The organism is Kitasatospora sp. NPDC030952 (assembly GCF_055571335.1).
The window spans coordinates 246,047-271,833 of record NZ_JBVIFM010000001.1 but is presented as its reverse complement, the minus strand read 5'-3'; the positions used below and the strand labels follow the sequence as shown (position 1 = coordinate 271,833).

Genomic DNA, 25,787 nt, shown 5'->3' with positions numbered 1-25,787 from the left:
GGCCCGCCCCACCGGGACGCCCGCCGCCCAAGCCTATCCAGCGTCACCCCGGCCCCGCCCGTGACCGCCGCGCGGCGCTCCTTGATCGTCGAGCGATCTCCTGGGTGGTCTCTCGGGTGATCTACCGAGTGGCGAAGCACCCCGGGGGATCAGGTATGGTTTACCAAGTCGAACGGGGCGCGAGCCCCCGGAAACGAAAATCCTGGCTGGTTGCCCGAGCGGCCAAAGGGAGCAGACTGTAAATCTGTCGCGCAAGCTACGCAGGTTCGAACCCTGCACCAGCCACAGGATAGAGAAACGGCCCCCGATCTGCGGAAACGCGGATCGGGGGCTTTTTCGTGCGCCCGGGCGCAGGCGAGGGCTGTTATTGCGCATTGCTTGCAATTACCTGCTGTGGGCAGCAGAGTGGGGGGTCGGGGGTGGGAGTCCTTCGACCGAGCTGATCGTCTTCCCAACCGGCGCCCGCCGGGACAACGGCTCACCCCACCCCCGTCAAGCACTCCTCCCGCCGCGCCGCCGTCGCGCCAAGACCGCGTCAAGGGCTCTGGTGGCGGCGTCAGGAAGACGTAGGGGACGGGCCCGGCCGGGGCGCCCGAACCGCAGGATTCGGAGCACGTACCCGACTGCGGAGGTCCCGTCCGATGTCCAGCGCCATCTCCACGCCGGCCGTGACGGCCGACGAACCGCCGGATACCGGGGCGGGCGACGAGCGACACCGGCTCAGTGCGCTCGGCGGGCTGGCGGCGCTGTCGCTGGACGCGATGGCCTCGGTGGCGTACGGCCCGGAGTCGATCGTGCTGGTGCTGGCCGCGGCCGGCGGGTACGGGCTGGGCTTCACGGTGCCGGTCACGGTGGCGATCGCCGTCCTGCTCGCGGTGCTGGTCGCCTCCTACCGGCAGGTGATCGCGGCCTTCCCGGACGGCGGCGGTTCCTACGCGGTGGCCAAGGCCCACCTGGGGCGCCGGACGGCGCTGACCGCGGCCGCCTCGCTGGTGATCGACTACATCCTGAACGTCGCGGTCTCGGTGACCGCCGGGGTGGCCGCGCTGACCTCCGCCGTCCCCGGTCTGTACGGCGACCGGGTGTGGCTCTGCCTCGGCGTGCTCGCCCTGGTGACCGCCGTCAACCTGCGCGGCATCGCCGAGTCGGCCCGCTGGTTCATGGTGCCGACGGCCGTGTTCGTGCTGTCGATCATGGCGATCATCGTGGTCGGCCTGTTCCGCGACGGCCCGGCCAGCACCGCGGCCGCCGCCGGCCACGCCTCGGTGCTCGCCGAGAACGCCACCGCGGTCGGCGCGCTGCTGCTGCTCAAGGCCTTCGCGGCCGGCTGCTCGGCGCTGACCGGCGTCGAGGCGGTGGCCAACGCCGTCCCCTCCTTCCGCACCCCGCGGGTCAAGCGGGCCCAGCACACCGAGGTCGCGCTCGGCGCCCTGCTCGGCGTGATGCTGATCGGCCTGGCCGTGCTGATCGGCCGCTTCCACCTCCAGCCGGTCGACGGCGTCACCGTGCTCGCCCAGCTCGCCGACGCCTCGCTCGGCCACGGCGTCGGCTTCTTCGTCGTCCAGTTCGCCACCGTGGTCCTGCTCGGGCTGGCCGCCAACACCTCCTTCGGCGGCCTGCCGGTGCTGATGGACCTGCTCGCCCGGGACAACCACCTCCCGCACGTCTTCGCGCTGCGCGCCGACCGCCAGGTGTACCGGTACGGCGTGCTGTTCCTGGCCGCGGTGTCGGCCGCGCTGCTGGTCGGCTCCGGCGGCGACGTCAACAGCCTGGTGCCGCTGTTCTCGATCGGTGTGTTCGTCGGCTTCACCATCTGCCAGGTCGGCATGGTCCGGCACTGGAACCTGCACCGCCCGGCCGGCTGGCGCCGGAAGGCCGCGCTGAACGGCTTCGGCGCGGTGCTGACCGGCGTCGCGACCCTCGTGGTGACCGGCACCAAGTTCACCGAAGGCGCCTGGGGCATCGTGGTGGCCCTGCCGCTGCTGGTGGTGCTGTTCGAGGCGATCCACCGCGGCTACGAGCGGATCGGCGAACGGCTGGAGCTCGGCCGGGTGCCGGGCGCGGTGACCCGCCGGAGGAGCCTGGTGGTCGTCCCGGTGACGGCGATCACCCGGCTCACCCGGGACGGCCTGTCGGCGGCGCTGTCGCTGGGCGACGAGGTGTTCGCGGTGACCGTGGTGCACGACCCGGCCGACGCCGAGGCGCTGCGCCGGGACTGGGAGCTGTGGCAGCCCGGGGTGCCACTGCTGGAGATCTCGGAGGACCACCGGCGGCTCGGCCGGCCGATCGCCGAGTTCGTCAACACGCTCGGGCGGGAGCACGCCTACGACCGGCTCACCGTGCTGATTCCCGAGGTCGAGCCCGCCCACTGGTACCAGCGCGCGCTGCAGAACCGGCGCGGCGCGGTGATCGACCGCGCCCTGCGCCGGCACACCGACGCGGTGGTCTGCCGGCTGCGGATGCGGATGTGACGGCAGGACCGGCGGGGGTCGGTAGGACCGGCAGGACCGGCGGGGTCGGCGGGGGTCGGCGGGGACCGGCGGGACCGGCGGGGTCGGCAGGGCCGGCGGGAACCGGCGGGGCCGGAGGAGACTGACGGGTGAACCCACGGGCCCCGGGACGGCCGCGCAGCCGTCCCGGGGCCGCGTGCGTCCCGCTCCGCCCCGGGGGTCCCAGGTCTCGGCAAGGTCACGGCGGTCTCGGCCCGGTGAAGCGGGCGTCAAGGTCGCGTCAACGGACCGCATTCACCCGTATGGAGGGCGTCAGGGCGCCCCTAACGCGCCTTGAACGGCTGATTTCCTTCATTTGCCGGTCGTCCGCCGGTGCCGCACGGAGGCCCTTCGGCCCGTCCGCGGCATCTCCCGAACCACGCTGGTGGAGCCCATGTCCGATCTCATCTACGTCGGTGTCACGGTCGCCGTGTTCGCCGTCATCGCCCTGATCGCGCGGGGGGTGGAGAAGCTGTGAGCGTGGAGAACATCGCAGGTCTGGTCGTGGCCGTCGCTCTCGTCGGCTACCTCGTCGTGGCGCTGATCTTCCCGGAGAAGTTCTGACATGGGATCCACTCTCGCGGGCTGGCTGCAGGCCCTCGCCCTCGTCGGCGCGCTGGCCCTCTGCTACCGCCCCCTTGGCGACTACATCGCCAAGACCCTCACCACCGCCAAGCACCTCAGAGTCGAGCGCGGCATCTACAGGGTGATCGGCGTCGACGGTGACGCCGATCAGCGCTGGCCGGTGTACCTGCGCTCGGTGCTGGCCTTCTCGGCCGTCTCGGTGCTCTTCCTCTACGGCCTGATCCGTCTCCAGGGCTACCTGCTGCTGAACCTGGGCGTTCCGCAGATGGAGGGCCACCAGGCCTGGAACACCGCGATCTCGTTCGTCACCAACACCAACTGGCAGTCCTACAGCGGCGAGTCCGCGATGGGCCACCTGGTGCAGATGGCGGGCCTTGCGGTGCAGAACTTCGTCTCCGCGGCCGTCGGCATCGCCGTCGTCGCCGCGCTGATCCGGGGCTTCACCCGGAACAGGACGGACCGCATCGGCAACTTCTGGGTGGACCTGGTCCGGATCAACCTGCGGCTGCTGCTGCCGCTGGCGTTCCTGTTCGCGCTGGTCCTGGCCGCCAACGGTCTGATCCAGAACTTCCACGGCTTCACCGAGGCGCACACCCTCACCGGTGAGATCCAGAAGATCCCGGGCGGCCCGGTGGCCTCCCAGGAGGTCATCAAGGAACTCGGCACCAACGGTGGCGGCTTCTTCAACGCCAACTCCTCGCACCCGTTCGAGAACGCGACCGGCTTCACGAACTGGCTGGAGATCTTCCTCATCCTGCTGATCCCGTTCGCCCTGCCGCGGACCTTCGGCCGGATGGTGGGCGACAACCGACAGGGCTACGCGATCGTCGCGGTGATGGGCCTGTTCTGGGTGGCCTCGGCCGCGCTGATGACCCTCGCCGAGTCGCAGCACCACGGCACCGCCCTGCAGGCCGCGGGCGGCGCGATGGAGGGCAAGGAACAGCGCTTCGGCATCGCCGCCAGCGCCCTGTTCGCCACGTCGACCACGCTGACCTCGACCGGCGCGGTGAACTCCTTCCACGACTCGTTCACGCCGTTCGGCGGCGGTCTGACGATCTTCAACATGATGCTGGGCGAGATCGCGCCCGGCGGTGTGGGCTCCGGCCTGTACGGCATGCTGGTGCTGGCCGTGGTGGCGGTCTTCGTCGCCGGCCTGATGGTCGGGCGCACCCCCGAGTACCTGGGCAAGAAGCTCGGCGGCCGGGAGATGAAGTTCGCCTCGCTGTACATCCTCACCACCCCGACCATCGTGCTGGTGGGCACCGGTGTCGCGATGGCCCTGCCGGGCGAGCGGGCCGGGATGCTCAACTCGGGCGCCCACGGCTTCTCCGAGGTGCTGTACGCCTTCACCTCGGCCTCCAACAACAACGGTTCGGCGTTCGCCGGCATCACCGTCAACACCGACTGGTACGACACCGCGCTCGGTCTCGCGATGGTCTTCGGCCGCTTCCTGCCGATCGTCTTCGTCCTGGCGCTGGCGGGTTCGCTCGCGCAGCAGCAGCCGGTTCCGGCCACTCCGGGCACCCTGCCCACCCACAAGCCGCTGTTCGTGGGCCTGCTGTCGGGCGTGATCCTGATCGTCGTCGGCCTCACCTACTTCCCGGCCCTGGCCCTCGGGCCGCTCGCGGAAGGTCTCTCCTGATGTCCACCCCCACCCCTACGCTCAACCCCGCACCGGCCGACCACCCGGCTGAGCCAGCCGCGCCGCACAGAGTGCAGAGCGGCCTCCTCGACCCGAAGCTGATCGTCGCGTCCCTGCCGGACGCGGTGAAGAAGCTCGACCCCCGGGTGATGGTCAAGAACCCGGTGATGTTCGTGGTCGAGGTGGGCTCGGTGGTCACCACCGTCTCCGCGATCGCCGACCCGTCGGTGTTCGCCTGGGCCATCACCGTGTGGCTCTGGCTCACCACGATCTTCGCCAACCTGGCGGAGGCCGTCGCGGAGGGCCGTGGCAAGGCCCAGGCCGACACCCTGCGCAAGACCAAGACCGAGTCCGTCGCCCGGCGCCTGCTGGACTGGCCCAAGAGCCAGGACGAGGAGGAGGTGCCCGGCACCGCGCTCCAGCTCGGTGACCACGTGGTGGTCGAGGCCGGGCAGGTCATCCCCGGTGACGGCGACGTGGTCGAGGGTGTCGCGAGCGTCGACGAGTCGGCGATCACCGGTGAGTCCGCGCCGGTGATCCGCGAGTCCGGCGGCGACCGCAGTGCCGTCACCGGCGGCACGAAGGTGCTGTCCGACCGGATCGTGGTGAAGATCGCCTCGGAGCCCGGCAAGTCCTTCATCGACCGGATGATCGCCCTGGTGGAGGGCGCCGCCCGGCAGAAGACGCCGAACGAGATCGCGCTCAACATCCTGCTGGCCTCGCTGACCATCGTCTTCCTGGTCGCGGTCGTCACGCTCCAGCCGATGGCCACCTTCGCGGGCGCCCCGCAGTCGATGATCGTCCTGGTCGCCCTGATCGTGGCGCTCATCCCGACCACCATCGGCGCGCTGCTCTCCGCGATCGGCATCGCGGGCATGGACCGGCTGGTCCAGCGCAATGTGCTGGCGATGTCCGGCCGCGCCGTCGAGGCCGCCGGCGACGTCAACACCCTGCTGCTCGACAAGACCGGCACCATCACCCTGGGCAACCGCCAGGCCGCCGAGTTCCTGCCCGCCCCGGGCGTGAGCACCGACGAACTGGCCGGTGCCGCGCAGCTCTCCTCCCTCGCGGACGAGACCCCCGAGGGCCGCTCGATCGTGGTCCTGGCCAAGACCGAGTACGGTCTGCGGGCCCGCGCCCAGGGTGAGCTGACGCACGCCACGTGGGTGCCGTTCACCGCCCAGACCCGGATGTCGGGCGTGGACCTGGACGAGGCGGGCAGCGTCCACCAGGTCCGCAAGGGCGCGGCCGGCTCGGTCGGCAACTGGGTGACGGAGAACGGCGGTTCGGTCGGCGACGAGGTCGCCACCCTGGTCGACGGCATCTCCGCCGCCGGTGGCACCCCGCTGGTCGTGGCCGCCAAGGTCGGCAGCGAGCCCGCTCGCGTCCTGGGTGTCATCCACCTCAAGGACGTGGTCAAGGAGGGCATGCGGGAGCGCTTCGACGAGCTCCGCCGGATGGGCATCAAGACCATCATGATCACGGGCGACAACCCGCTGACCGCCAAGGCGATCGCGGAGGAGGCCGGCGTGGACGACTTCCTCGCCGAGGCCACGCCCGAGGACAAGATGGCCCTGATCAAGAAGGAGCAGGAGGGCGGCAAGCTGGTCGCGATGACCGGCGACGGCACCAACGACGCCCCCGCGCTCGCCCAGGCCGACGTCGGCGTCGCGATGAACACCGGGACCATGGCGGCCAAGGAGGCCGGCAACATGGTCGACCTGGACTCCAACCCGACCAAGCTGATCGAGATCGTGGAGATCGGCAAGCAGCTGCTGATCACCCGCGGTGCGCTGACCACCTTCTCGATCGCCAACGACGTGGCCAAGTACTTCGCGATCATCCCCGCGATGTTCGCCGGGGTCTACCCGGGCCTGAGCCACCTCAACATCATGGGCCTGCACAGCCCCCAGTCCGCGATCACCTCGGCGATCATCTTCAACGCCCTGGTCATCATCGGTCTGATCCCGCTCGCCCTGCGCGGTGTGAAGTACCGCCCGTCCGACGCCAGTTCGCTGCTGCGCCGCAACATCGGGGTCTACGGGTTCGGCGGTCTGGTGGTGCCGTTCGTCGGCATCAAGCTGATCGACCTGATCGTCCAGTTTATCCCCGGCCTCAGCTGACGCGGGAAGGAGAGAAACGCCATGTCCAAGCCCCTGCCGACGACCGTCCGCACCCACTTCACCGCACTGCGCGTGCTGCTGGTGCTCACGGTGATCCTGGGAGTCCTCTACCCGCTGCTGGTCACCGGGATCAGCCAGGCCGCGTTCAGCGACAAGGCCAACGGCTCGCTGGTGAAGTCCGACGGGAAGGTGATCGGTTCCAGCCTGCTCGGCCAGAACTACAACCTGCCCAAGAAAAACCCGGACGACCCGAAGGAGGACCCGGTGCCGGACCCGAAGTGGTTCCAGCCCCGGCCGTCCGCCAACAACCACGCCGGCGACAGCTCCGGTGCCGGCAACCTCGGCCCGAACAGCGACGACCTGCTGAAGGCCGTCAACGACCGCCGTGCCGCCGTCGCCGCCTTCGACGGCGTCGACCCGGCGAGCGTCCCGGTCGACGCGCTGACCGCCTCCGCCTCCGGCCTCGACCCGCACATCTCGGTGGCCTACGCCAAGGAGCAGGTCAACCGGGTCGCCAAGGAGCGCGACCTCCCGGTGGAGACGGTCGCCAAGCTGGTCGACAAGTACACCGAGGGCCGTTCGGCCGGCTTCCTCGGCCAGGAGGGCGTCAACGTCGTGCTGCTCAACACGGCCGTCAACGAAGCGAAGTGACCGAGCAGAAGTGGCTGAGCAGAAGTAGCTGAGTAGAGGTGACCGAACAGTGACACCACACCCCGTACCGGGGTGACCGGGCCGACCCGGGCGCGGGAGGATGCCTCCCGCACCCAGGTCGGCCGCCCCGTATCCGCAGACGCGTACCGCCCAGCCGTCACCCCTGATGGAAAGAAGCAGTGCCCATGGCCCGCGACCTCGCCCCCGGCTCCGGCATCCGCGCCGGCCGGCTGAGGGTGTACCTCGGCTCCGCCCCGGGGGTCGGCAAGACCTACCGGATGCTGGACGAGGCCCGGCGCAGACAGGAGCGCGGGGCCGACGTCGTGGTCGGGTACATCGAGTGCCACGGCCGCCGTCACACCGAGGCCATGATCGACGGCCTGGAGGTCCTGCCGCGCGTCCACCGCTCGTACCGCGACGCCGAGTTCGAGGAGATGGACCTCGACGGGGTGCTCGCCCGCCGGCCCTCCGTCGTCCTGGTCGACGAACTGGCGCACACCAACATCCCCGGCGGCCGCCACGCCAAGCGCTGGCAGGACGTCGAGGAGATGCTCGCCGCCGGGATCGACGTCATCACCACCGTCAACATCCAGCACCTGGAATCGCTGAACGACGTCGTCCAGAAGATCACCGGCATCCCGCAGCGCGAGACCGTCCCGGACGAGGTGGTCCGTCGGGCCGACCAGCTCGAACTCGTCGACATGGCGCCACAGGCGCTGCGCCGGCGCATGGCCCATGGCAACGTCTACAAGGCGGAGAAGGTGGACGCCGCGCTATCCAACTACTTCCGGGTCGGCAACCTCACCGCCCTGCGCGAACTCGCCCTGCTCTGGGTGGCCGGGCGGGTGGACGAGGGCCTGCGCGACTACCGGGCCGACCACGACATCGACCGGGTCTGGGAGACCCGCGAGCGGGTGGTGGTCGCCCTCACCGGCGGCCCGGAGGGCGAGACCCTGGTCCGGCGCGCCGCCCGGATCGCCGTCGCCGCGGGCGGCGAACTGCTGGCCGTGCACGTCTCCCGCAGCGACGGCCTGGCCGGCGCCTCCTCCGCCGCGCTCGCCCAGCAGCGGCAGCTGGTCGAGAGCCTCGGCGGCAGCTACCACGTGGTGGTCGGCGACGACGTCCCCACGGCGCTGCTGGCCTTCGCCCGCGCCCACGACGCCACCCAGCTGGTGCTCGGCACCAGCCGCCGCGGCCGGATCAACCGCTTCCTCACCGGCCCTGGCACCGGGCAGACCACCGTGGACGCCTCCGAGGACATCGACGTCCACATGGTCACCCACGAGTTCACCGGTCGCGGCCGGCTGCCCTCGCTGGGCCGGCGCCACTCCAGGCGCCGCACCGTCCTCGGCTACCTGGCCGGCCTCGTGGTGCCCTGGCTGCTCACCGCGGTGCTCTCCCAGACGCACCACACCATCAACCTGACCACCGACGCGCTGATCTTCCAGCTCGGCGTGGTCATCGTCGCCCTGCTCGGCGGCGCGATGTCCGCCCTGCTGGCCGCGTTCATCGCCTCGGTGCTGCTGAACTACTACTTCATCCCGCCGGTCCACAGCCTGACCATCGGCGAGACCAACAACATCGTCGCCCTGGTGGTCTTCGCCGCCATCGCGCTCGCCGTCTCCACCGTGGTCGACCACGCCGGCCGGCTCACCACCCGGGCCGCCCGCGCCACCGCCGAGGCGGAGACCCTCTCCACCCTGGCCGGCAGCGTGCTGCGCGGCGCCGACGCGCTGCCCGCGCTGCTGGAGAAGTCCCGGACGGCCTTCGGCATGCAGACCGTCGCCCTGCTCTCCCGCTCCGACGGCGAGGTGCTCGCCCACTGCGCGGCCGAGCAGCCGGACGACGGCGGGGCGCAGCACGAGACCACCGAAGTCCCGGTCGGCGTCGACGCCCTGCTGGTCCTCACCGGCCGCCGGCTGCCCGCCGCCGACCAGCGGGTGCTCACCGCCTTCGCCGCCCACGTCGCCGCCGCGCTGGAGCGCGACCGGCTGGCCGTGGTCGCCGCGGAGGTCGAGCCGATCAAGGCCGCCGACCGGATGCGCACCGCGCTGCTCGCCGCCGTCAGCCACGACCTGCGCACCCCGCTCGCCGCCGCCCGCGCCTCGGTCGGCTCGCTGCGCAGCCCCGACGTCGAGTTCTCGCCCGAGGACCAGGCCGAACTCCTCGCCACCGCCGACGAGTCGCTGGTCAAGCTCACCCGGCTGGTGGACAACCTGCTCGACATGAGCCGCCTCCAGGCCGGCGCGCTCACCCTGCACCTCACCGAGACCCACCTGGACGAGATCCTGCCCAGGGCGCTGGACAGCCTCCCCGACCCGTACGCGCCGGTCCAGCCGCTGGACCTGGACACCGCGCCACCGGTGCTCGCCGACCCGCCGCTGCTGGAGCGGGTGCTCGCCAACGTGATCACCAACGCGCTGCGCTACAACGCCCCCGGCGCGCCCGTCCTGGTCACCGCCAGCCACCACGCCGACCAGGTCGAGGTCCGGGTGATCGACCGCGGCCCCGGCATCGCCCCCGAGGACCGCGACCGGGTCTTCCTGCCCTTCCAGCGCCTCGGCGACACCGACAACACCACCGGCGTCGGCCTGGGCCTGGCGCTCTCCCGGGGCCTCGCCGAGGCGATGGGCGGCAGCCTGGAGGTGGAGGACACCCCGGGGGGCGGCACCACCATGCTGCTCATCCTGCCGGCCGCCACCGGGCCAGGCGCCACCGACCAGCTGAACGAGCAGTTCACCACCGAGCAGCTGCCCGAGCAGTTCACCACCGAGCAGTTCAGCACCGAGCACTTCGACGCCGGGGAGGAACCACCGCACCATGAGTGAACGAAGTGAACGGACCGTCGACAACTGCGAGATCCTCGTCGTCGACGACGAACCGGCCCTGCTGCGCGCCCTGCGGATCAACCTCAGCGCCCGCAAGTACGCCGTCCGCACCGCCGCCAGCGGCGGCGAGGCGCTCGACCGGGCCGCGCACTCCGCCCCGGACGCCGTACTGCTCGACCTCGGCCTGCCGGACCTCGACGGCATGGACGTGCTGCGCGGACTGCGCACCCGCAGCGCGGCGCCGATCATCGTGCTCTCCGGCCGCTCCGACGCCGCCGACAAGATCGGCGCCCTCGACGCGGGCGCCGACGACTACCTCACCAAGCCCTTCCTGATGGACGAACTGCTGGCCCGGTTACGGGCGGTGCTGCGCCGGCCGCTGAACCCGGTGCCGCCGGAACAGCCGGTGATCGGCGACCACACCATCGACCTCGCGGCCACCACGGTGCTCGGTCCGGGCGGCCCGGTGCGGCTCACCCCGACCGAGTGGCGGATCCTCAGCCTGCTGCTCGCCAACCCGGGCCGGCTGGTGCCCGGGCGGCAGATCCTGCGCGAGGTGTGGGGACCGGAGCAGGAGGCGCGCGGCAACTACCTGCGGGTCTACCTCGCCGGGCTGCGCCGGAAGTTGGAGCGTGACCCGGCCCGGCCGCGGCACCTGATCACCGAGCCGGGGATCGGCTACCGGTACGTGCCGTGAGCCCCGTGAGCCCCGTGAGCCCCGTGGGGCCGTCAACGAGCCGTCAAGAGCCGGGTGGTGGGCGACAGGAGGGCGTCAAGGCCGGGCGGCGGCGGTGTTCCGTGGCCGTAGTGTCAGTGCCGGAACGAGCGGGCCCGGCTCCGTGTGGGGGAAGCCTGGGGCCGCTCCAGCCGCCATCCAAGGGCGGCCAGTAGTGGGGGAGGGGCGCGCGACGAGAGTCGCGCGCCCCTTTGGTTTCCGCCCGCCCCGTGCCGCTCCGCGGGCTTCCCCGTCGGTCCGGCCGTCCGTCGGTCCGGCCGTCCGCCCGTCGCGCCCGTTCAGCAGTCCGTGCCGCCGGACTGCCGGGGCAGCGCCAGTGCCACGGTGTCCGCGAACTCCCGGACCGCGCTGGTCCGGCTCACCACCCGGCCGCTGTGCACCACCAGCCGGCTGTGCCCGCCCGCGAGCGCCCCGGCCAGGCTGTCCCCGCGCACCGCCAGCAGCTCCGCAGGGAACCCGGCGTCCACCCGGACCGGGGGCAGTCCGAGCGTCGCCCGGGCCTGGTTGGCCACCGCGTCGTAGGCGGCGTCCGGGGCCAACTCCCCGCCCGCCGCGAGCAGGTAGGCCGACTCCAGCGGATCCGCCCGGCCGACCGGATTGGACTGGTCCCGCAGCGCGCCGCTGCCCGCCGCCAGCGGCACCCGGGCCGCGGTCAACTCCCGCACCAGGCCCGGCCGCGGGGCGGGCGGCCGTCCCTCCAGCCCGGTGCAACCGCCGTTCTGCGGCAGCCAGACCACCCGCACCCCGCTGGTGGCCAGCACCGTGGACGCGCCGCGCGGCAGTGCCCCGCACGGGCCGAGCGTCACCCGTGGCCGCAGCGGCGCCAGCACGCTCGCCAGCCGGGCGAGTTGGGCCGCGTCGGCGGCGGTGGTGTGCAGGTCCACCGGGCAGTCCGCCTCCCGGGCGGCCTCCAGCAGCAGTTGCACGTAGCCGGCCGGGTCCGGGTCCAGCTCCGGGCAGCCGCCGGCCGCGGTGGCGCCCAGCTTGAGGGCCTCGCGCAGCTGGGCGCGCCCGTCCGCGCCGGCCCGGCCGGTGAGCAGCCGGGGCATCGCCACCGCCTGGAGCTCGGCCAGGCCCCGCAGCGCCTGGCGGGCGGTGAGCACCGCCTCCAGCGGGCGCAGCCCGTGCACGTCGCCGATCCGTACGTGGGTGCGCTGGGCGGTGGCGCCGTAGCCGAGCGAGGTGAGGGCGGCCTCGGTGACCCGGCGGGTGAGGTCGGCGGGGGTGTCCGGCGGCGGGGCGGGCAGGGCGGCGGAGAAGGCGGAGTCGTAGTGGGCGTGCGCCTCGGCGGGGGCCGGGAGCAGCAGGTAGCCCTTGAGGTCGATCCGGGCGCCGGTGGTGACGGTGGGGGCGCCGGGCAGGGCGGGCAGCGGGCCGAGGCTGCCGACGGTGCCGACCGCCTGGATCCGGTCGCCGCTGATCCGGACGTCCACCACCCGCCCGTCGGCCAGCCGGGCCCCGGTGAGCAGCAGGACCGGGCCGTGTCCGAGCGGGTTGGCCGCCGGGCCGGGCCCGGAGTGCGGCCCGTCGGCGGCTGCGCTGTCCATCGCCGGCTCCTTCTCGCGCTGGCCCGCGGGCCCGTGGGGGGACGGGCCCCGTCGGGGATCGGCCGGTGCCCCGGTCAATGAGGGTCGAGCCTATGGCGCAGTGGGGCGGGGCGCCGGGAGGCGGGCAATAGTCGTATCGGCTCGGGGCGCACGGCTCCGGGCCGATCGAACGCCCGGCCTTGGATCGCCCGTCCGTGCACCTCGCCCACCTGCGGTCTTCGGCCCGGGATACGGATTTCACCTCTGGGCGCGGAACGTGTAATCTCTTCCTCGTTCGCCCCTATAGCTCAGTCGGTAGAGCGTCTCCATGGTAAGGAGAAGGTCTGCGGTTCGATTCCGCATGGGGGCTCTGGTGAAAGGCAGTCAGCTTCGGCTGTGCTGCTGATCACTGTGGCGGTGTAGCTCAGTTGGTAGAGCAAGCGGCTCATAATCGCTGTGTCACCGGTTCAAGTCCGGTCACCGCTACCCCGCGTAGTCGGTCGGGAGATCGCACTCCCGGTCGGCTACTCTTGTTGTGTTCTTATTCGTTGTCCAAGGAAGGCACTCCCGTGGCTGCCACCGATGTCCGCCCGAAGATCACGCTGGCCTGCGTGGAGTGCAAGGAGCGGAACTACATCACCAAGAAGAACCGGCGTAACGACCCGGACCGTCTTGAGATGAAGAAGCACTGCCCCCGCTGCAACTCGCACACCGCGCACCGCGAGACCCGCTGACCCTGTCGCAGGGCGCCGGGCCTGTGTGAATCAGGTCTTCGACTCCGGGCCGCATCCCTCAACAGGGGGTGTGGCCCGGAGTCTTTTTCGTACCCGTCCGCGTTTCCATCCCGCGTTTCCATCCGCGTTCCGAGGAGTTGCCATGGCGCTCGACCCCTCCTTCATCGGGCGGAGTTACCCGCCCACCGAGCCGTACGAGGTCGGCCGGGAGAAGATCCGCGAGTTCGCGGTCGCGATCGGGGACGCCAATCCGGCGTACACCGACGCGGAGGCCGCGAAGGCGCTGGGCCACCGGGACGTGATCGCCCCGCCGACCTTCCCGTTCGCGATCGCCTTCCAGGCGGCCGGCCAGGTCGTCGAGGACCCGGAGCTGGGCCTCGACTACAGCCGGGTGGTGCACGGTGACCAGAAGTTCCGCTACAGCCGCCCGGTGCAGGCCGGCGACCGGCTGACGGTCGCGGTGACCATCGACAACATCAAGTCGCTGGCGGGCAACGATGTGCTCACCGTGCGCGGCGAGGTGGCGGACGAGACCGGCGAGCACGTGGTGACGGCGATCATGACGCTGGTGGCCCGGGTCGCCGACGAGGCGGGGGAGTGAGCGCGATGGCGATCGATTACGACGAGGTCGAGGTCGGCACCGAGCTGCCGGCGCAGTCCTTCCCGGTGACCCGCGCCACACTGGTGCGCTACGCGGGCGCCTCCGGTGACTTCAACCCGATCCACTGGAACGAGAAGTTCGCGCTGGAGGTCGGCCTGCCGGACGTCATCGCGCACGGCATGTTCACCATGGCCGAGGCGATCCGGGTGGTCACCGACTGGGTCGGCGACCCGGCGGCGGTGGTCGAGTACGGCGTGCGCTTCACCCGGCCGGTGCCGGTGCCGAACGACGGGGGCGCGGTGATCGAGGTCTCGGCCAAGGTCGCCAAGAAGCTGGAGGACCGCAAGGTGCAGGTCGACCTGCTGGCCACCTCGGGCGGGCAGAAGGTGCTGGGGATGTCCCGGGCGGTCGTCCGGCTCGCCTGAGGCCCCGCTTTCCGGTGCCGTCCGCCCGGCAGCCCGTTCCGCGGGCCGCCGGGCGGACGTGTTCTCCGGGCGGTCGCGCTTCCGGGCGGCCGTGTTCCCGGGTGGGCCGTGTTCCGGTGGCTCGTGCCCTTGCGGAGATAGTGATTGGTCACTAACTTGGTTCCCGTGGCGAAGACGAGCATCCGGATGAGCGCGGAGGAGCGGCGCGAGAGCGTCGTCCGGGCCGCGGTGATCGAGTTCGCCAGGAACGGCTACCGGGGGACGTCCACCGAGGCGATCGCCCGCCGGGTGGGCGTCTCGCAGCCGTACCTGTTCCGGCTTTTCCCGGGCAAGCAGGCGATCTTCACGGCCGCCGCCGAGCGCTGCATCGAGGAGACCTGGAAGGTCTTCGACGCGGCGTCGGCCGGGCTGACCGGCGAAGAGGCCGCCGCGAAGATGTCCGAGGCGTACATGGGCCTGGTCGAGGACGGCGAGCAGCTGATGATGCAGATGCAGCTCTACGTCTCGGTGTTCGCCTCCCGGATGGCCGGCGAGGACGAGATCGGCGAGACCGCCCGGCGGCTGTGGGGGGAGCTGTTCGAGCGGGTCCGGGAGCGGGTCGGCGGCGATGTGCAGGGGACCACGGAGTTCTTCGCCTACGGGATGCTGATCAACACCCTGGTGGCACTGGGCTTCCCCCGGGAGCACCGGATCTGGGACGGCTTCGGCGAGCAGGAGGAGGCCGAGTAGCGGGTCGCACGGCGGAGTCCGTGTGGCCTTTTCTCGGCCCATGAAAGTTAGTGATCAATAACTATCTAGGAAGCCTGGGGGAGTCATGACGGAGAACACGGCGGAAAGCACAGCCGGGAACACATCCGGGAACACAGCCGGGAGTACGACCGGGAACGCGGTGGCGAAGACGGCCGGGGGCACGACGGAGATCGCCACGGAGAAGCCGGGCATCGGCCGCACCGGCGTCTGGACCCTGGTGATCACCGCCCTCGCGGGCTTCATGGCCGCGCTGGACAACCTGGTCGTCACCACCGCGCTGCCGTCCATCCGCGAGGAGCTCGGCGGCGGGCTCTCCGACCTGGAGTGGACGGTCAGCGCCTACACCCTCTCCTTCGCCGTGCTGCTGATGTTCGGCGCGGCGCTCGGCGACCGCTTCGGCCGCCGCCGGATGTTCGTGATCGGGCTCACGCTCTTCACCGTCGGCTCGGCCGCGGCCGCGCTCTCGCCCGGCATCGGCGAGCTGATCGCCGCCCGCGCCGTCCAGGGCGTCGGGGCCGCGGTGTCGATGCCGCTCACCCTCACCCTGCTGACCGCCGCCATCCCGGCGGCCAAGCGCGGGATGGCCTTCGGCATCTGGGCCGGCATCAACGGCCTGGCCATCGCCACCGGGCCGCTGGTCGGCGGCACCCTGACCGAGAACTTCTCCTGGCAGTGGATCTTCTGGGTGAACGTCCCGGTCGGCGTCGTGCTGGTGCCGCTGGCCGCTCTGAAGCTGCGGGAGAGCCGGGGCGCCAACCCGGCCCTGGACGCGGTCGGCACCGTCCTGGTGAGCCTCGGCCTGTTCGGCGTGGTGCTCGGCCTGATCCGCGGCAACCCGGACGGCTGGACCAGCCCGCTGGTGCTGGCCGCGCTGGCCGGCGGCGTGGTGCTGCTGATCGCCTTCGTGCGGTACGAGCAGCGCGGGGCCCGGCACCCGATGCTGCCGATGCGGCTGTTCCGCAGCCGGACGTTCACCGCCGTCAACGCCTCCGGCCTGCTGATGTCCCTCGGGATGTTCGGCTCGATCTTCCTGATCAGCCAGCACCTGCAGACCGTCGGCGGCTACACCCCGGAAGAGGCCGGCATCCGGATGCTCCCGTGGACCGGGGTGGGGCTGATCGTCGCTCCGCTCGCCGGCATCCTGGCCGACCGCCTCGGCGGACGGCTGATCGTGGTCCTCGGCCTGGCGCTGCAGGGCGTCGGCCTGGCGCTGTACGCGGTGATCAACGCCGGGCTCGGGCACTACGCGTACGGCCCGGTGGTGCCCGCCGTGGTGATGTGCGGGATCGGCATGTCGATGTACTTCGCGCCGACCGCCGCCATGGTGATGGACAGCGTCCGGCCGGAGGAGCAGGGCATCGCCTCCGGTGCCAACAACGCGCTGCGCGAGGTCGGCGGCGCGCTCGGGGTGGCCGTGCTGGCGGCGGTCTTCTCCGAGCAGGGCGGCGACGGCTCGGCCGGGACCTTCGTGGACGCCATGGTGCCCGCGCTGTACGTCGGCGCCGGGGTGGTGCTGGCGGCCGGTGCCTGCGCGCTGCTGCTGCCGCGCCGGTCGAAGCCGGTGGAGCCGGTCGCGGTGGGCGCGGCGGTCGAGCAGGCCGCGCAGGTCGAGCAGGTCGAGCAGGTCGAGCAGGTCGCCCGGGCCGAGCAGGTCGAGCAGGTCGAGCAGATGGCGGAGGCCGCGGCGATCGAGGCGGCGGTCGCCGGGCCCGAGGACGGGCAGCCCGTCCCGGCCGAGGCCGCGAAGGCCTGAACCGCGGACGCGGGTCACGGGGGCGGCCGGGCGGTCGCCCCCGTCCCCGTACGCTGGTGGGCGTGCTGGTAGAAAACGACGCCCCCCTCGCCCCGCTGACCACGCTCCGGCTCGGCGGCCCGGCCCGCCGGCTGGTGACCGCCCACACCGACGACGAGGTGATCGCCGCCGTCCGCGAAGCCGACGCGGCCGGCGAGCCGCTGCTGGTCCTCGGCGGTGGCTCCAACCTGGTGATCGGCGACGCGGGCTTCCCCGGCACGGTGCTGCGGATCGCCACCACCGGCTTCGCCCTGGACGGCACCGTGCTGGAGCTGGCGGCCGGCGAGGTGTGGTCGGAGGCGGTCACCCGTACGGTGCGCGAGCACGGCCTGGCCGGGATCGAGTTCCTGGCCGGCATCCCCGGCTCGGCCGGCGCGACCCCGGTGCAGAACGTCGGCGCGTACGGCCAGGAGGTGGCCCAGACGGTCACCGAGGTGGTCGCGTACGACCGCACGGCGGGCGAGGTGGTCACCCTCGACAACGCCGAGTGCCGCTTCTCCTACCGGCACAGCCGCTTCAAGGCCGAGCCGGACCGCTACGTGGTGCTGCGGGTGCGGTTCGCCCTGGCGGACCACGCGGGGCTCTCCACCCCGGTCAAGTACACGGAGGTGGCGAGGCACTTCGGCGTCGAGCAGGGCGAGCGGGTGCCGCTGGCCGAGGCGTACGAGGCGGTGCTGGGGCTGCGCTCGGGCAAGGGCATGGTGCTGGACCCGGCGGACCACGACACCTGGTCGGCCGGCTCCTTCTTCACCAACCCGGTGCTCACGGCGGCGCAGTACGAGTCCTTCCGCACCCGCCCGGGGGCCGAGAACGCCCCCGCCTACCCGGCCCCGGAGGGCTGCACCAAGACCTCGGCGGCCTGGCTGATCGACCGGGCGGGCTTCGGCAAGGGCTACGGCGACGGCCCGGCGACGCTCTCCACCAAGCACACCCTGGCGCTCACCAACCGCGGCGCGGCCACCGCCGAGGACCTGCTGGCCCTGGCCCGGGAGATCCGGGACGGGGTCCGCGAGGCCTTCGGGGTGGAGCTGGTGAACGAGCCCGTGATGGTGGGAGTCAAGCTCTAGGCGGTGCTCCCGGCCGGCACCGGGGTGCCCACCAGCCAGCCGTCGATGTCCGCCAGCAGCTCCTTGCGGACGGCCTCCGGCGCGCACGAGCCGCGCACCGACTGCCGTGCCAGCTCGGCGAGTTCGGCGTCGCCGAAGCCCAGGGCGTCCCGGGCCAGTTCGTACTGGGCGGCCAGCCGGCTGCCGAACAGCAGCGGGTCGTCCGCGCCGAGCGCCAGCGGCACCCCGGCGTCGAACAGCCGGCGCAGCGGCACCTCCTCGGGGCGCTCGTAGACGCCGAGCGAGACGTTGGAGGCCGGGCAGACCTCGCAGGTGACCTGGCGGTCCGCCAGCCGGGCCATCAGCCGGGGGTCCTCGGCGGCCCGGACGCCGTGGCCGATCCGGCCGGCACCCAGGTCGTCCAGGCAGTCCCGGACGGACTCCGGTCCGGCCAGTTCGCCGCCGTGCGGGGCGGCCAGCAGCCCGCCCTTGCGGGCGATCTCGAAGGCCCGGTCGAAGTCCCGGGCCAGGCCGCGGCGTTCGTCGTTGGAGAGGCCGAAGCCGACCACGCCCTGGTCGGCGTAGCGGACGGCGAGCCGGGCCAGCGTCCGGGCGTCCATCGGGGACTTCATCCGGTTCGCCGCGACCAGCACCCGGATGCCCACCCCGGTGGCCGCCGCGGCCTGCCGCACCGCGTCCAGGATCAGCTCCAGCGCGGGGATCAGTCCGCCGAGCCGGGGCGCGTAGGAGGTCGGGTCGACCTGGATCTCCAGCCAGCGGGAGCCGTCCCGCAGCTCGTCCTGGGCGGTCTCCAGGACCAGCCGGCGGATGTCCGACTCGTCCCGGAGCACCGAGCGGGCGGTGTCGTAGAGGCGCTGGAAGCGGAACCAGCCGCGCTCGTCGGTGGCGCGCAGCTTGGGCGGCTCGCCGGAGCTGAGCGCCTCCGGCAGCCGGACGCCGTGCTTGTCGGCCAGCTCCAGCAGGGTGGCGGGCCGCATCGAGCCGGTGAAGTGCAGGTGCAGGTGGGCCTTCGGGAGGCCCCTGACGTCTCGCGGGTTCAACAGGCGTTCCATTCGCCGATACTGCCGTATCCGACCCCCAAACGGGAACCGCCCTCTTCCCGTCCCCCGAAGGGGTGAAAGAGGGCGGTGGGGCGGGTGAATCCCGGGTGTCGGGTTGACCCGCGGGGTCGGTCGCGCGGTCAGTCGCGGGCCTCGCCGAGCAGCTTCTGCATCCGGCCGACGCCCTCGGCCAGGTCGGCGTCACCGAGCGCATAGGAGAGCCGCAGGTAGCCGGGGGTGCCGAAGGCCTCGCCCGGGACGACCGCGACCTCGGCCTCGTCCAGGATCAGCGCGGCCAGCTCGCCGGAGGTCTGCGGGCGCTTGCCGCGGATCTCCTTGCCCAGCAGGCCCTTGACCGACGGGTAGGCGTAGAACGCGCCCTCGGGCTCGGGGCAGAGGACGCCCTCGATCTCGTTGAGCATCCGCACGATGGTCTTGCGGCGGCGGTCGAAGGCCTCGCGCATCTCGGCCACCGCGTCCAGGTCGCCCGCGACGGCGGCCAGCGCGGCGCGCTGGGCGACGTTGGAGACGTTGGAGGTGGCGTGCGACTGCAGGTTGGTCGCGGCCTTGATCACGTCCTTGGGGCCGATCACCCAGCCCACCCGCCAGCCGGTCATGGCGTAGGTCTTGGCGACGCCGTTGACCACGACGCACTTGTCGGCCAGCTCGGGCAGCAGGGCCGGCAGCGAGGTGAAGGTCGCGTCGCCGTAGACCAGGTGCTCGTAGATCTCGTCGGTGAGCACCCACAGGCCGTGCTCCAGCGCCCAGCGGCCGATCGCCTCGGCCTCGGCCTCGGTGTACACCGCGCCGGTCGGGTTGGACGGCGAGACGAACAGCACCACCTTGGTGTTCTCGGTGCGGGCGGCCTCCAGCTGCTCGACCGAGACCTTGTAACCGGTGGTCTCGTCGGCGACGACGGCCACCGGAACGCCGCCGGCCAGCTGGACCGACTCCGGGTAGGTGGTCCAGTACGGGGCCGGGATGATGACCTCGTCGCCCGGGTCGAGGATCGCGGCGAAGGCCTCGTAGATCGCCTGCTTGCCACCGTTGGTGACCAGCACCTGGGAGGCGTCCACCTGGTAGCCGGAGTCGCGCAGCGTCTTGGCGGCGATCGCGGCCTTCAGCTCGGGCAGGCCACCCGCCGGGGTGTACCGGTGGTTCTTCGGGTCGCGGCAGGCCTCGACGGCCGCCTCGACGATGTAGTCCGGCGTGGGGAAGTCGGGCTCGCCGGCACCGAAGCCGATCACCGGACGGCCGGCGGCCTTGAGGGCCTTGGCCTTGGCGTCCACGGCGAGGGTCGCGGACTCGGCGATCGCGCCGATCCGGGCGGAGACCCGGCGGTCGGCGGGGCGGATGGACTGGTCGGGCTGCGGGGTGGAAGCGCTCATGCCTGCATCGTCGCAGAACCGGGACGGACCGGGCAGCGAGGTTTCAGCATCCGTACGGACCCGTCCGCATCGCGGCCCCGGCGATCCGCCGGTCACCGCCCCACCGGGCCGGACATCCGCCGGGCGGACGGCGGCCCCGGAAGAAGAGGTTCGACCAAACACCCCTCGACCACGTACACTCGCTCCTCGACGGCCCACCGAAAAAGACCGGAGCTTTCACCGCCTGTACGGACAGCGGGGGGAGATGCGGTAGGTTGGTCGCCACGCAGGAGCCGCGAGGCTCCGAAGGGCAATAGCTCAATTGGTAGAGCACCGGTCTCCAAAACCGGCGGTTGGGGGTTCGAGTCCCTCTTGCCCTGCTGCTTGATCCGTATTCAGCCCGTTCGCTCCACAGAGCGAGCGGGCTTGATGCGGAGAGGGCACCGATCAGCACCGCTTAAGCCGACCGCTCGTGCCTGAAACGGGTACGCAGGTGATGTTCGGCCGGACCCGGATTCAGGTGAGGACGAGTGACGGAGACCACGGGCTCCACCGCAACGCCTGAGAGCGGCAACCCCGAGGGGGCCGACGGCGCTGCCGAGACCACGTCTGCCGAGGGCGACAAGACGTCCGGCAAGCAGAAGAAGTCCGGCAAGCGGGCCAAGAAGGGCCTCTTCGCGCGGATGGGCCTGTTCTACCGCCAGATCATCGCGGAGCTCCGCAAGGTCGTCTGGCCCACCCGGAGCGAGCTCACCAACTACACCGCCGTCGTGGTGACCTTCGTCGTGGTCGTGATGGGCTTCGTCTACGGCCTCGACTACGGCTTCGCCAAGCTGAGCCTCTTGGTCTTCGGCTGATCGAGCCCCACCTCCGAACCACCTCCCGACCCGGGCCGAATCATCGGTCCGGGTCGAGCTGTCGGCGGCGGACGTACGCGCGCGTACCGTGGACTCGGTACTGTTGAAGTCTCCGAGACCTCTCCTGGCGCCCGCGCGAGCGGCCGCGCGCCGGTCCGGTTTCGGAGCGCGCCACCTTCACCATCTCCAGGAAAGAAGCAGCCACCGTGTCTGAGTCCCCCCTGTACGACGCCGACGAGACCGTCCGTGAGGCGGATGTCGCCGCCGAGCTGGACGCGGCCGAGCTGGCTGACGACGTCGAGTCCGCCGAGCAGATCGTCGACGCCGCGGACAGCGACGAGGACGAGGTCGAGGCGTACGACGAGGCCGAGGCCGGCGAGCCCGCCGAGGAGGCCGCGCTGCGCGTGGAGGACGAGGAGGAGCCCGTCGCCGAGGAGTCGGCCGACGAGGAGCCCACCGAGGACGAGACCGAGGACGAGACCGAGGCCGAGGACGAGGTCGAGGTCGACCCGGTCGCCAAGTTCCGCGAGGACCTGCGCTTCATGCCGGGCGAGTGGTACGTGATCCACACCTACGCCGGCTACGAGAACCGGGTGAAGCAGAACCTCGAGCAGCGCGCCGTCTCGCTGAACGTCGAGGAGTACATCTTCCAGGCCGAGGTGCCGCAGGAGGAGGTCGTCCAGATCAAGAACGGCGACCGCAAGACCATCCGGCAGAACAAGCTCCCCGGCTACGTCCTGGTGCGCATGGACCTCACCCCGGAGTCCTGGGGCGTCGTGCGCAACACCCCCGGTGTCACCGGCTTCGTGGGCAACGCCTACGACCCGTACCCGCTGACCCTGGACGAGGTCGTCAAGATGCTCGCCCCGGACGTCGAGCGCCAGGCGGCCAAGGAGGCCGGCAAGCCCTCGCCGGTCAAGCCCAGCGAGATCCAGGTCCTGGACTTCGAGGTCGGCGACTCGGTCACCGTCACCGACGGCCCGTTCGCGACCCTCCAGGCGACCATCAACGAGATCAACCCCGACTCGAAGAAGGTCAAGGGCCTGGTCGAGATCTTCGGCCGGGAGACCCCGGTCGAGCTCTCCTTCGACCAGATCCAGAAGAACTAGTCATACGGTCTTCGGATTCGGGGCGGGGCTGAGGCCCCGCCCCGAATCCGTTTTGGTCCAGCGGCGCGGACGCGTTAGCCTGGCCTGATGTGTGTGCTGGCGGCCGGGTGTCGCCCCGGTTCCGCACGCACCAGCAATCACCTCTCGGAAGGACCCGGAGAGACATGCCTCCCAAGAAGAAGAAGATCACGGGGCTTATCAAGCTCCAGATCAACGCCGGTGCGGCCAACCCGGCGCCGCCGGTCGGCCCCGCGCTGGGCCAGCACGGCGTCAACATCATGGAGTTCTGCAAGGCCTACAACGCTGCGACCGAGTCGCAGCGCGGCATGATCGTGCCGGTGGAGATCACGGTCTACGACGACCGTTCCTTCACCTTCATCACGAAGACGCCGCCGGCCGCGCGCCTCATCCTGAAGGCCGCCGGTATCGACAAGGGCTCCAGCGAGCCGCACAAGACCAAGGTCGCCAAGCTCACCAGCGCCCAGGTCCGCGAGATCGCCACCACCAAGATGCCCGACCTGAACGCCAACGACCTGGACGCGGCGGAGAAGATCATCGCCGGCACCGCCCGGTCGATGGGCATCACCGTCGAGGGCTGATCAAGCCCCCCGTCCCGTCAGGGGCAAACCGGCTCAGCCGTCCCTGTGGTAGGGCCTGCGCAGGCCCGTCGAATACCACAACTCCAATCACCATTCAGGAGCAGCAGTGAAGCGCAGCAAGGCTCTGAAGGCCGCGGACGCCAAGGTCGACCGCGAGCGCCTTTACGCCCCCCTCGAGGCCGTCCGCCTCGCCAAGGCGACCAGCACCACCAAGTTCGACGGCACCGTCGAGGTCGCCATGCGTCTGGGCGTCGACCCGCGCAAGGCCGACCAGATGGTCCGCAGCACCGTGATCCTCCCGCACGGCACCGGTAAGACCGCTCGGGTCCTGGTCTTCGCGACCGGCGAGCGTGCCGAGGCCGCGCGTGCTGCGGGTGCCGACATCGTCGGTTCCGACGAGCTCATCGACGAGGTCGCCAAGGGCCGCCTCGACTTCGACGCCGTCGTCGCCACCCCGGACCTCATGGGCAAGGTCGGTCGCCTGGGCCGCGTGCTCGGTCCCCGTGGCCTGATGCCGAACCCGAAGACCGGCACCGTGACCCCGGACACCGCCAAGGCTGTGAACGAGATCAAGGGCGGCAAGATCGAGTTCCGCGTCGACAAGCACTCGAACCTGCACTTCATCATCGGTAAGGCCTCCTTCACCGACGAGCAGCTGGTCGAGAACTACGCCGCCGCGCTGGACGAGGTGCTCCGCGCCAAGCCGTCCGCCGCCAAGGGCCGCTACATCAAGAAGGCCGCGTTCTCGACCACCATGGGCCCCGGCATCCAGGTGGACCCGAACCGCACCCGCAACCTCCTCGTCGAGGAGGACCCGGCCGCGGTCTGAGCCCCAGCGCTCTAGAGCAGTCCGTACGGCGGGCCCGTACCCCCTTCACCGGGGGTGCGGGCCCGCTGTCGTTGCTGCCTCCGGCGCCGCCCGAACGGTTGCCGGATCGGGACACGGGGGGATGGGAACGCGTGCCCTAGTCGTCGTACGCTCTGCCGGTCAGATCATGTGGAGAACCTGTGACCGCCGGAGTGTGCCGTGCCGCCCGCCCTTCGCCCCGCCGCGCTCGCGGCGGCCCTGCTGCTGCTCGGCGCCTCCACCGGGTGCAGCGTGCTGGCCGCCCCGGGCACCCGCGTCCCCGGTGAGCCGGCGCCGATCCCGCCCAAGCAGGTGGTGCTCGCGGCGGCCCAGGCCCTGGACGACACCGGCGGCGCCCGGATCGACCTGGTGCGGGAGGGCCCGGACGGCCGGCGCACCGCGAGCGGCACCCTGGTCTGGGGCGACCGGGACGAGGCCGCGCTGACCGTCACCGACGAACTGGGCACCGCGCGGCTGGCGCTCCGGGACGGCGCCCTCGACCTCGCCTACCAGGGCGGCGCGGACAAGCACGCGGAGCGCGCCACCGCGGAGTCGCTCGACCCGGCGGCCGGCCCCGACCCGGCCGGCCCCGACCCGGCCGGCTACGCGGGCGGCTGGATGACCGCGCTGGTCACCAACCCGGGCAGCCGGGCGTACGCGATGGCCCAGACCGACCGGCTCGGCTCGCTGGGCGGCGAACAGCTCGACGGGGCGACCGTCGCGCACTACCGGGGCGCCGCCCCGGTGGCCGACTACTTCGGCGCGGACCGGGAGCTGAGCCCCCGGCAACTCGCCGCGGTGGTCGGCTGGTACCGGCAGCGCGGGGTCGCGCAGATCGGCTACGACGTCTGGGTCGGCCCCGGTCAGCGACTGCTGAGGCTGCGTGAGACGGCCAGTGGGAGTGCCGGAACCACGGTGACCACAACGGATGTCTCAGGTACCGCGACGGGGGAGACGTCACCCGCCGCGGCCGGGTGACGGGAGGGGATATCCGGTGCGGGCCGGACCTGGCAATCCGTTAGAGTCCGGCTGAGCAGGAGCCGAGGATCGGCTCTTCCGAAAAACTTACGGGGGGAACCTCCATGCGTGCTGTCCGCCTCGCCTCGACCGTCGCGACCGCCGCCGTTCTGCTGGCCGCCCTCACCGCCTGCGGCAGCAAGGGCGGCAGCGACGCCAAGGGCACCGCCAACGACGCCAAGGACGCCGGTGCGGCCGCCGCCGCGGCCGGGCTGACCGCCGACCCGAAGGCCGCGCTCGCCGCCGCCGCCCTGGTGATGCAGAAGGCCGGCAACGGCAAGGTCGCCATGACCTCCCCGGACGCCTCCAGCCCGGGCGGCAGCGGCACCGCCGACTGGAAGGACCCGGGCAAGGCCGCCCTGGACGTGGCCGCCGACATGGACGGCAAGAAGCTCAAGATCCGGGTGATCGGGGCGGACGCCTACGTCGGCGGCGACGACGCGGCTGCGGCCCTGCAGGGCAAGCACTGGGTCAAGGTGCCCTCCTCGGAGGAGATGGGCGGGGCCTTCGTGGTGATGGGCCAGATGATGAACCCGGTCGCCCAGCTCACCATCGCCAGCGCGAGCGGCAAGCTCAGCAAGGTCGGCCAGGAGAGCGTCGACGGCGTCCAGACCACCCACCTGCGGGCGGTCGAGGACACCGCCACCCTGGTGGCCGGGATGACCTCGCTGACGGCCGAGCAGCGCGCGGCCGTCCAGAAGACGCTGGAGGAGGACGGCAAGTCCCTCACCATCGACTTCTGGCTGAACGCCAAGCAGGAGCTCGTCAAGTACCAGGAGTACGGCGACACCAACGGCGAGCAGAAGGCCGTCACCGTCAAGTACTCCGACCTCGGCAAGGGCGGCAAGGTCGAGGCGCCCGCCGCGGGTGACCTCGGCTCCCAGGCCGACCTCCTCAAGCTGTTCGGCTGATCCGGCCGGACCCTCGAACCGGAGCCCCGTCGGCTCCACCCGCAGCAACACCGGCTACCACCCCGGGCGCGTCGCGCGCCCGGGGGTTCTC

General features: G+C 71.8%; 22 protein-coding genes and 4 tRNA genes. 23 read left to right on the top strand and 3 right to left on the bottom strand.

The genetic code is table 11. The features are described from left to right. Positions 1–204: 204 nt before the first annotated feature. From ACZ47G_RS01290 to ACZ47G_RS01255, 8 genes are all read left to right on the top strand, one after another. A tRNA-Tyr gene (locus ACZ47G_RS01290) sits at positions 205–285 on the top strand. Positions 286–641: 356 nt separating this feature from the next. Next, positions 642–2,471: an APC family permease gene (locus ACZ47G_RS01285; protein ID WP_465739380.1), complete on the top strand. Its 1,830-nt coding sequence runs from the start codon at positions 642–644 to the stop codon at positions 2,469–2,471. A 492-nt stretch (positions 2,472–2,963) separates the two neighbouring features. Next, the gene (gene kdpF / locus ACZ47G_RS01280; RefSeq protein WP_380608319.1) at positions 2,964–3,053 is read left to right on the top strand and encodes a K(+)-transporting ATPase subunit F; all 90 of its coding nucleotides are present in this window, start codon (positions 2,964–2,966) and stop codon (positions 3,051–3,053) included. Between the two features lies 1 nt (position 3,054). Further along, positions 3,055–4,716, top strand: a complete 1,662-nt coding sequence (gene kdpA, locus ACZ47G_RS01275) for a potassium-transporting ATPase subunit KdpA (protein WP_465739378.1) — start codon at positions 3,055–3,057, stop codon at positions 4,714–4,716. Further along, positions 4,716–6,839 (top strand): potassium-transporting ATPase subunit KdpB, encoded by a 2,124-nt coding sequence (kdpB, locus tag ACZ47G_RS01270; RefSeq protein WP_465739377.1) that lies wholly within the window; start codon positions 4,716–4,718, stop codon positions 6,837–6,839. The genes kdpA and kdpB overlap by 1 nt, the downstream gene beginning before the upstream one ends. A gap of 21 nt (positions 6,840–6,860) precedes the next feature. Further along, the gene (kdpC, locus tag ACZ47G_RS01265; protein WP_465739376.1) at positions 6,861–7,490 is read left to right on the top strand and encodes a K(+)-transporting ATPase subunit C; all 630 of its coding nucleotides are present in this window, start codon (positions 6,861–6,863) and stop codon (positions 7,488–7,490) included. 185 nt (positions 7,491–7,675) lie between these two features. Continuing rightward, on the top strand, positions 7,676–10,318 hold the full coding sequence (locus ACZ47G_RS01260) for an ATP-binding protein (RefSeq protein ID WP_465739375.1): 2,643 nt from the start codon (positions 7,676–7,678) through the stop codon (positions 10,316–10,318). Further along, positions 10,311–11,015, top strand: a complete 705-nt coding sequence (locus ACZ47G_RS01255) for a response regulator (RefSeq protein WP_465739374.1) — start codon at positions 10,311–10,313, stop codon at positions 11,013–11,015. Before ACZ47G_RS01260 ends, ACZ47G_RS01255 begins: the two co-directional genes overlap by 8 nt. A gap of 317 nt (positions 11,016–11,332) precedes the next feature. Here ACZ47G_RS01255 and ACZ47G_RS01250 read toward each other — a convergent pair whose 3' ends face one another. Then, on the bottom strand, positions 11,333–12,601 hold the full coding sequence (locus tag ACZ47G_RS01250; RefSeq protein ID WP_465739373.1) for an amidohydrolase family protein: 1,269 nt from the start codon (positions 12,599–12,601) through the stop codon (positions 11,333–11,335). 276 nt (positions 12,602–12,877) lie between these two features. Here ACZ47G_RS01250 and ACZ47G_RS01245 point away from each other — a divergent pair. The 8 genes from ACZ47G_RS01245 to ACZ47G_RS01210 all read left to right on the top strand — a co-directional run bounded on the left by ACZ47G_RS01245 (position 12,878) and on the right by ACZ47G_RS01210 (position 17,949). Then, positions 12,878–12,950: transfer RNA gene (locus ACZ47G_RS01245), tRNA-Thr, on the top strand. Positions 12,951–12,993: 43 nt separating this feature from the next. Then, positions 12,994–13,066, top strand: a tRNA-Met gene (locus ACZ47G_RS01240). 83 nt (positions 13,067–13,149) lie between these two features. Then, positions 13,150–13,314 (top strand): 50S ribosomal protein L33, encoded by a 165-nt coding sequence (rpmG, locus tag ACZ47G_RS01235; RefSeq protein ID WP_006604855.1) that lies wholly within the window; start codon positions 13,150–13,152, stop codon positions 13,312–13,314. A gap of 142 nt (positions 13,315–13,456) precedes the next feature. Beyond that, on the top strand, positions 13,457–13,915 hold the full coding sequence (locus tag ACZ47G_RS01230) for an FAS1-like dehydratase domain-containing protein (protein ID WP_380463315.1): 459 nt from the start codon (positions 13,457–13,459) through the stop codon (positions 13,913–13,915). Positions 13,916–13,920: 5 nt separating this feature from the next. Further along, complete coding sequence (locus ACZ47G_RS01225; RefSeq protein WP_465739372.1) at positions 13,921–14,340, top strand: MaoC family dehydratase; 420 nt, start codon at positions 13,921–13,923, stop codon at positions 14,338–14,340. 186 nt (positions 14,341–14,526) lie between these two features. After that, the gene (locus ACZ47G_RS01220) at positions 14,527–15,069 is read left to right on the top strand and encodes a TetR/AcrR family transcriptional regulator (protein WP_465740009.1); all 543 of its coding nucleotides are present in this window, start codon (positions 14,527–14,529) and stop codon (positions 15,067–15,069) included. A gap of 211 nt (positions 15,070–15,280) precedes the next feature. Beyond that, positions 15,281–16,843, top strand: coding sequence for an MFS transporter (locus ACZ47G_RS01215; RefSeq protein WP_465740008.1), 1,563 nt, complete (start codon positions 15,281–15,283; stop codon positions 16,841–16,843). A 62-nt stretch (positions 16,844–16,905) separates the two neighbouring features. Further along, positions 16,906–17,949 (top strand): UDP-N-acetylmuramate dehydrogenase, encoded by a 1,044-nt coding sequence (locus ACZ47G_RS01210; RefSeq protein WP_465739371.1) that lies wholly within the window; start codon positions 16,906–16,908, stop codon positions 17,947–17,949. Here ACZ47G_RS01210 and ACZ47G_RS01205 read toward each other — a convergent pair. Further along, positions 17,946–19,001: an adenosine deaminase gene (locus ACZ47G_RS01205; protein ID WP_465739370.1), complete on the bottom strand. Its 1,056-nt coding sequence runs from the start codon at positions 18,999–19,001 to the stop codon at positions 17,946–17,948. The genes ACZ47G_RS01210 and ACZ47G_RS01205 overlap by 4 nt on opposite strands. A gap of 128 nt (positions 19,002–19,129) precedes the next feature. Next, positions 19,130–20,377, bottom strand: a complete 1,248-nt coding sequence (locus tag ACZ47G_RS01200; protein WP_465739369.1) for a pyridoxal phosphate-dependent aminotransferase — start codon at positions 20,375–20,377, stop codon at positions 19,130–19,132. 286 nt (positions 20,378–20,663) lie between these two features. On the opposite strand from ACZ47G_RS01200, the gene ACZ47G_RS01195 reads away from it, so the two are divergent. The 7 genes from ACZ47G_RS01195 (at position 20,664) to ACZ47G_RS01165 (ending at position 25,696) form a co-directional block, all read left to right on the top strand. Further along, positions 20,664–20,736: transfer RNA gene (locus ACZ47G_RS01195), tRNA-Trp, on the top strand. 150 nt (positions 20,737–20,886) lie between these two features. Then, positions 20,887–21,213 carry a preprotein translocase subunit SecE gene (secE, locus tag ACZ47G_RS01190; protein ID WP_380463328.1) on the top strand — a complete coding sequence of 109 codons (327 nt, stop codon included), beginning with the start codon at positions 20,887–20,889 and terminating at the stop codon, positions 21,211–21,213. Positions 21,214–21,419: 206 nt separating this feature from the next. Then, entirely contained in the window at positions 21,420–22,322 is a 903-nt protein-coding gene (gene nusG / locus ACZ47G_RS01185) for a transcription termination/antitermination protein NusG (protein WP_465739368.1), read from the top strand. Between the two features lie 164 nt (positions 22,323–22,486). Continuing rightward, entirely contained in the window at positions 22,487–22,921 is a 435-nt protein-coding gene (rplK, locus tag ACZ47G_RS01180; protein ID WP_218198317.1) for a 50S ribosomal protein L11, read from the top strand. Positions 22,922–23,027: 106 nt separating this feature from the next. Further along, positions 23,028–23,750, top strand: a complete 723-nt coding sequence (rplA, locus tag ACZ47G_RS01175; protein ID WP_380459428.1) for a 50S ribosomal protein L1 — start codon at positions 23,028–23,030, stop codon at positions 23,748–23,750. Positions 23,751–23,948: 198 nt separating this feature from the next. Next, positions 23,949–24,746, top strand: coding sequence for a hypothetical protein (locus tag ACZ47G_RS01170; protein ID WP_465739367.1), 798 nt, complete (start codon positions 23,949–23,951; stop codon positions 24,744–24,746). Between the two features lie 104 nt (positions 24,747–24,850). Next, entirely contained in the window at positions 24,851–25,696 is an 846-nt protein-coding gene (locus ACZ47G_RS01165; protein ID WP_465739365.1) for an SCO4651 family lipoprotein, read from the top strand. Positions 25,697–25,787: the final 91 nt, after the last annotated feature.

Coding starts and splice junctions, on each gene's coding strand:
- ACZ47G_RS01205 (WP_465739370.1), bottom strand. CDS start 19,001: ATGGAACGCCTGTTGAACCCGCGAGACGTCAGGGGCCTCCCGAAGGCC.
- ACZ47G_RS01260 (WP_465739375.1), top strand. CDS start 7,676: ATGGCCCGCGACCTCGCCCCCGGCTCCGGCATCCGCGCCGGCCGGCTG.
- ACZ47G_RS01220 (WP_465740009.1), top strand. CDS start 14,527: ATGAGCGCGGAGGAGCGGCGCGAGAGCGTCGTCCGGGCCGCGGTGATC.
- ACZ47G_RS01255 (WP_465739374.1), top strand. CDS start 10,311: ATGAGTGAACGAAGTGAACGGACCGTCGACAACTGCGAGATCCTCGTC.
- kdpA (WP_465739378.1), top strand. CDS start 3,055: ATGGGATCCACTCTCGCGGGCTGGCTGCAGGCCCTCGCCCTCGTCGGC.
- rplK (WP_218198317.1), top strand. CDS start 22,487: ATGCCTCCCAAGAAGAAGAAGATCACGGGGCTTATCAAGCTCCAGATC.
- kdpB (WP_465739377.1), top strand. CDS start 4,716: ATGTCCACCCCCACCCCTACGCTCAACCCCGCACCGGCCGACCACCCG.
- ACZ47G_RS01285 (WP_465739380.1), top strand. CDS start 642: ATGTCCAGCGCCATCTCCACGCCGGCCGTGACGGCCGACGAACCGCCG.
- ACZ47G_RS01250 (WP_465739373.1), bottom strand. CDS start 12,601: ATGGACAGCGCAGCCGCCGACGGGCCGCACTCCGGGCCCGGCCCGGCG.
- ACZ47G_RS01230 (WP_380463315.1), top strand. CDS start 13,457: ATGGCGCTCGACCCCTCCTTCATCGGGCGGAGTTACCCGCCCACCGAG.
- ACZ47G_RS01165 (WP_465739365.1), top strand. CDS start 24,851: ATGCGTGCTGTCCGCCTCGCCTCGACCGTCGCGACCGCCGCCGTTCTG.
- ACZ47G_RS01200 (WP_465739369.1), bottom strand. CDS start 20,377: ATGAGCGCTTCCACCCCGCAGCCCGACCAGTCCATCCGCCCCGCCGAC.
- kdpC (WP_465739376.1), top strand. CDS start 6,861: ATGTCCAAGCCCCTGCCGACGACCGTCCGCACCCACTTCACCGCACTG.
- ACZ47G_RS01225 (WP_465739372.1), top strand. CDS start 13,921: ATGGCGATCGATTACGACGAGGTCGAGGTCGGCACCGAGCTGCCGGCG.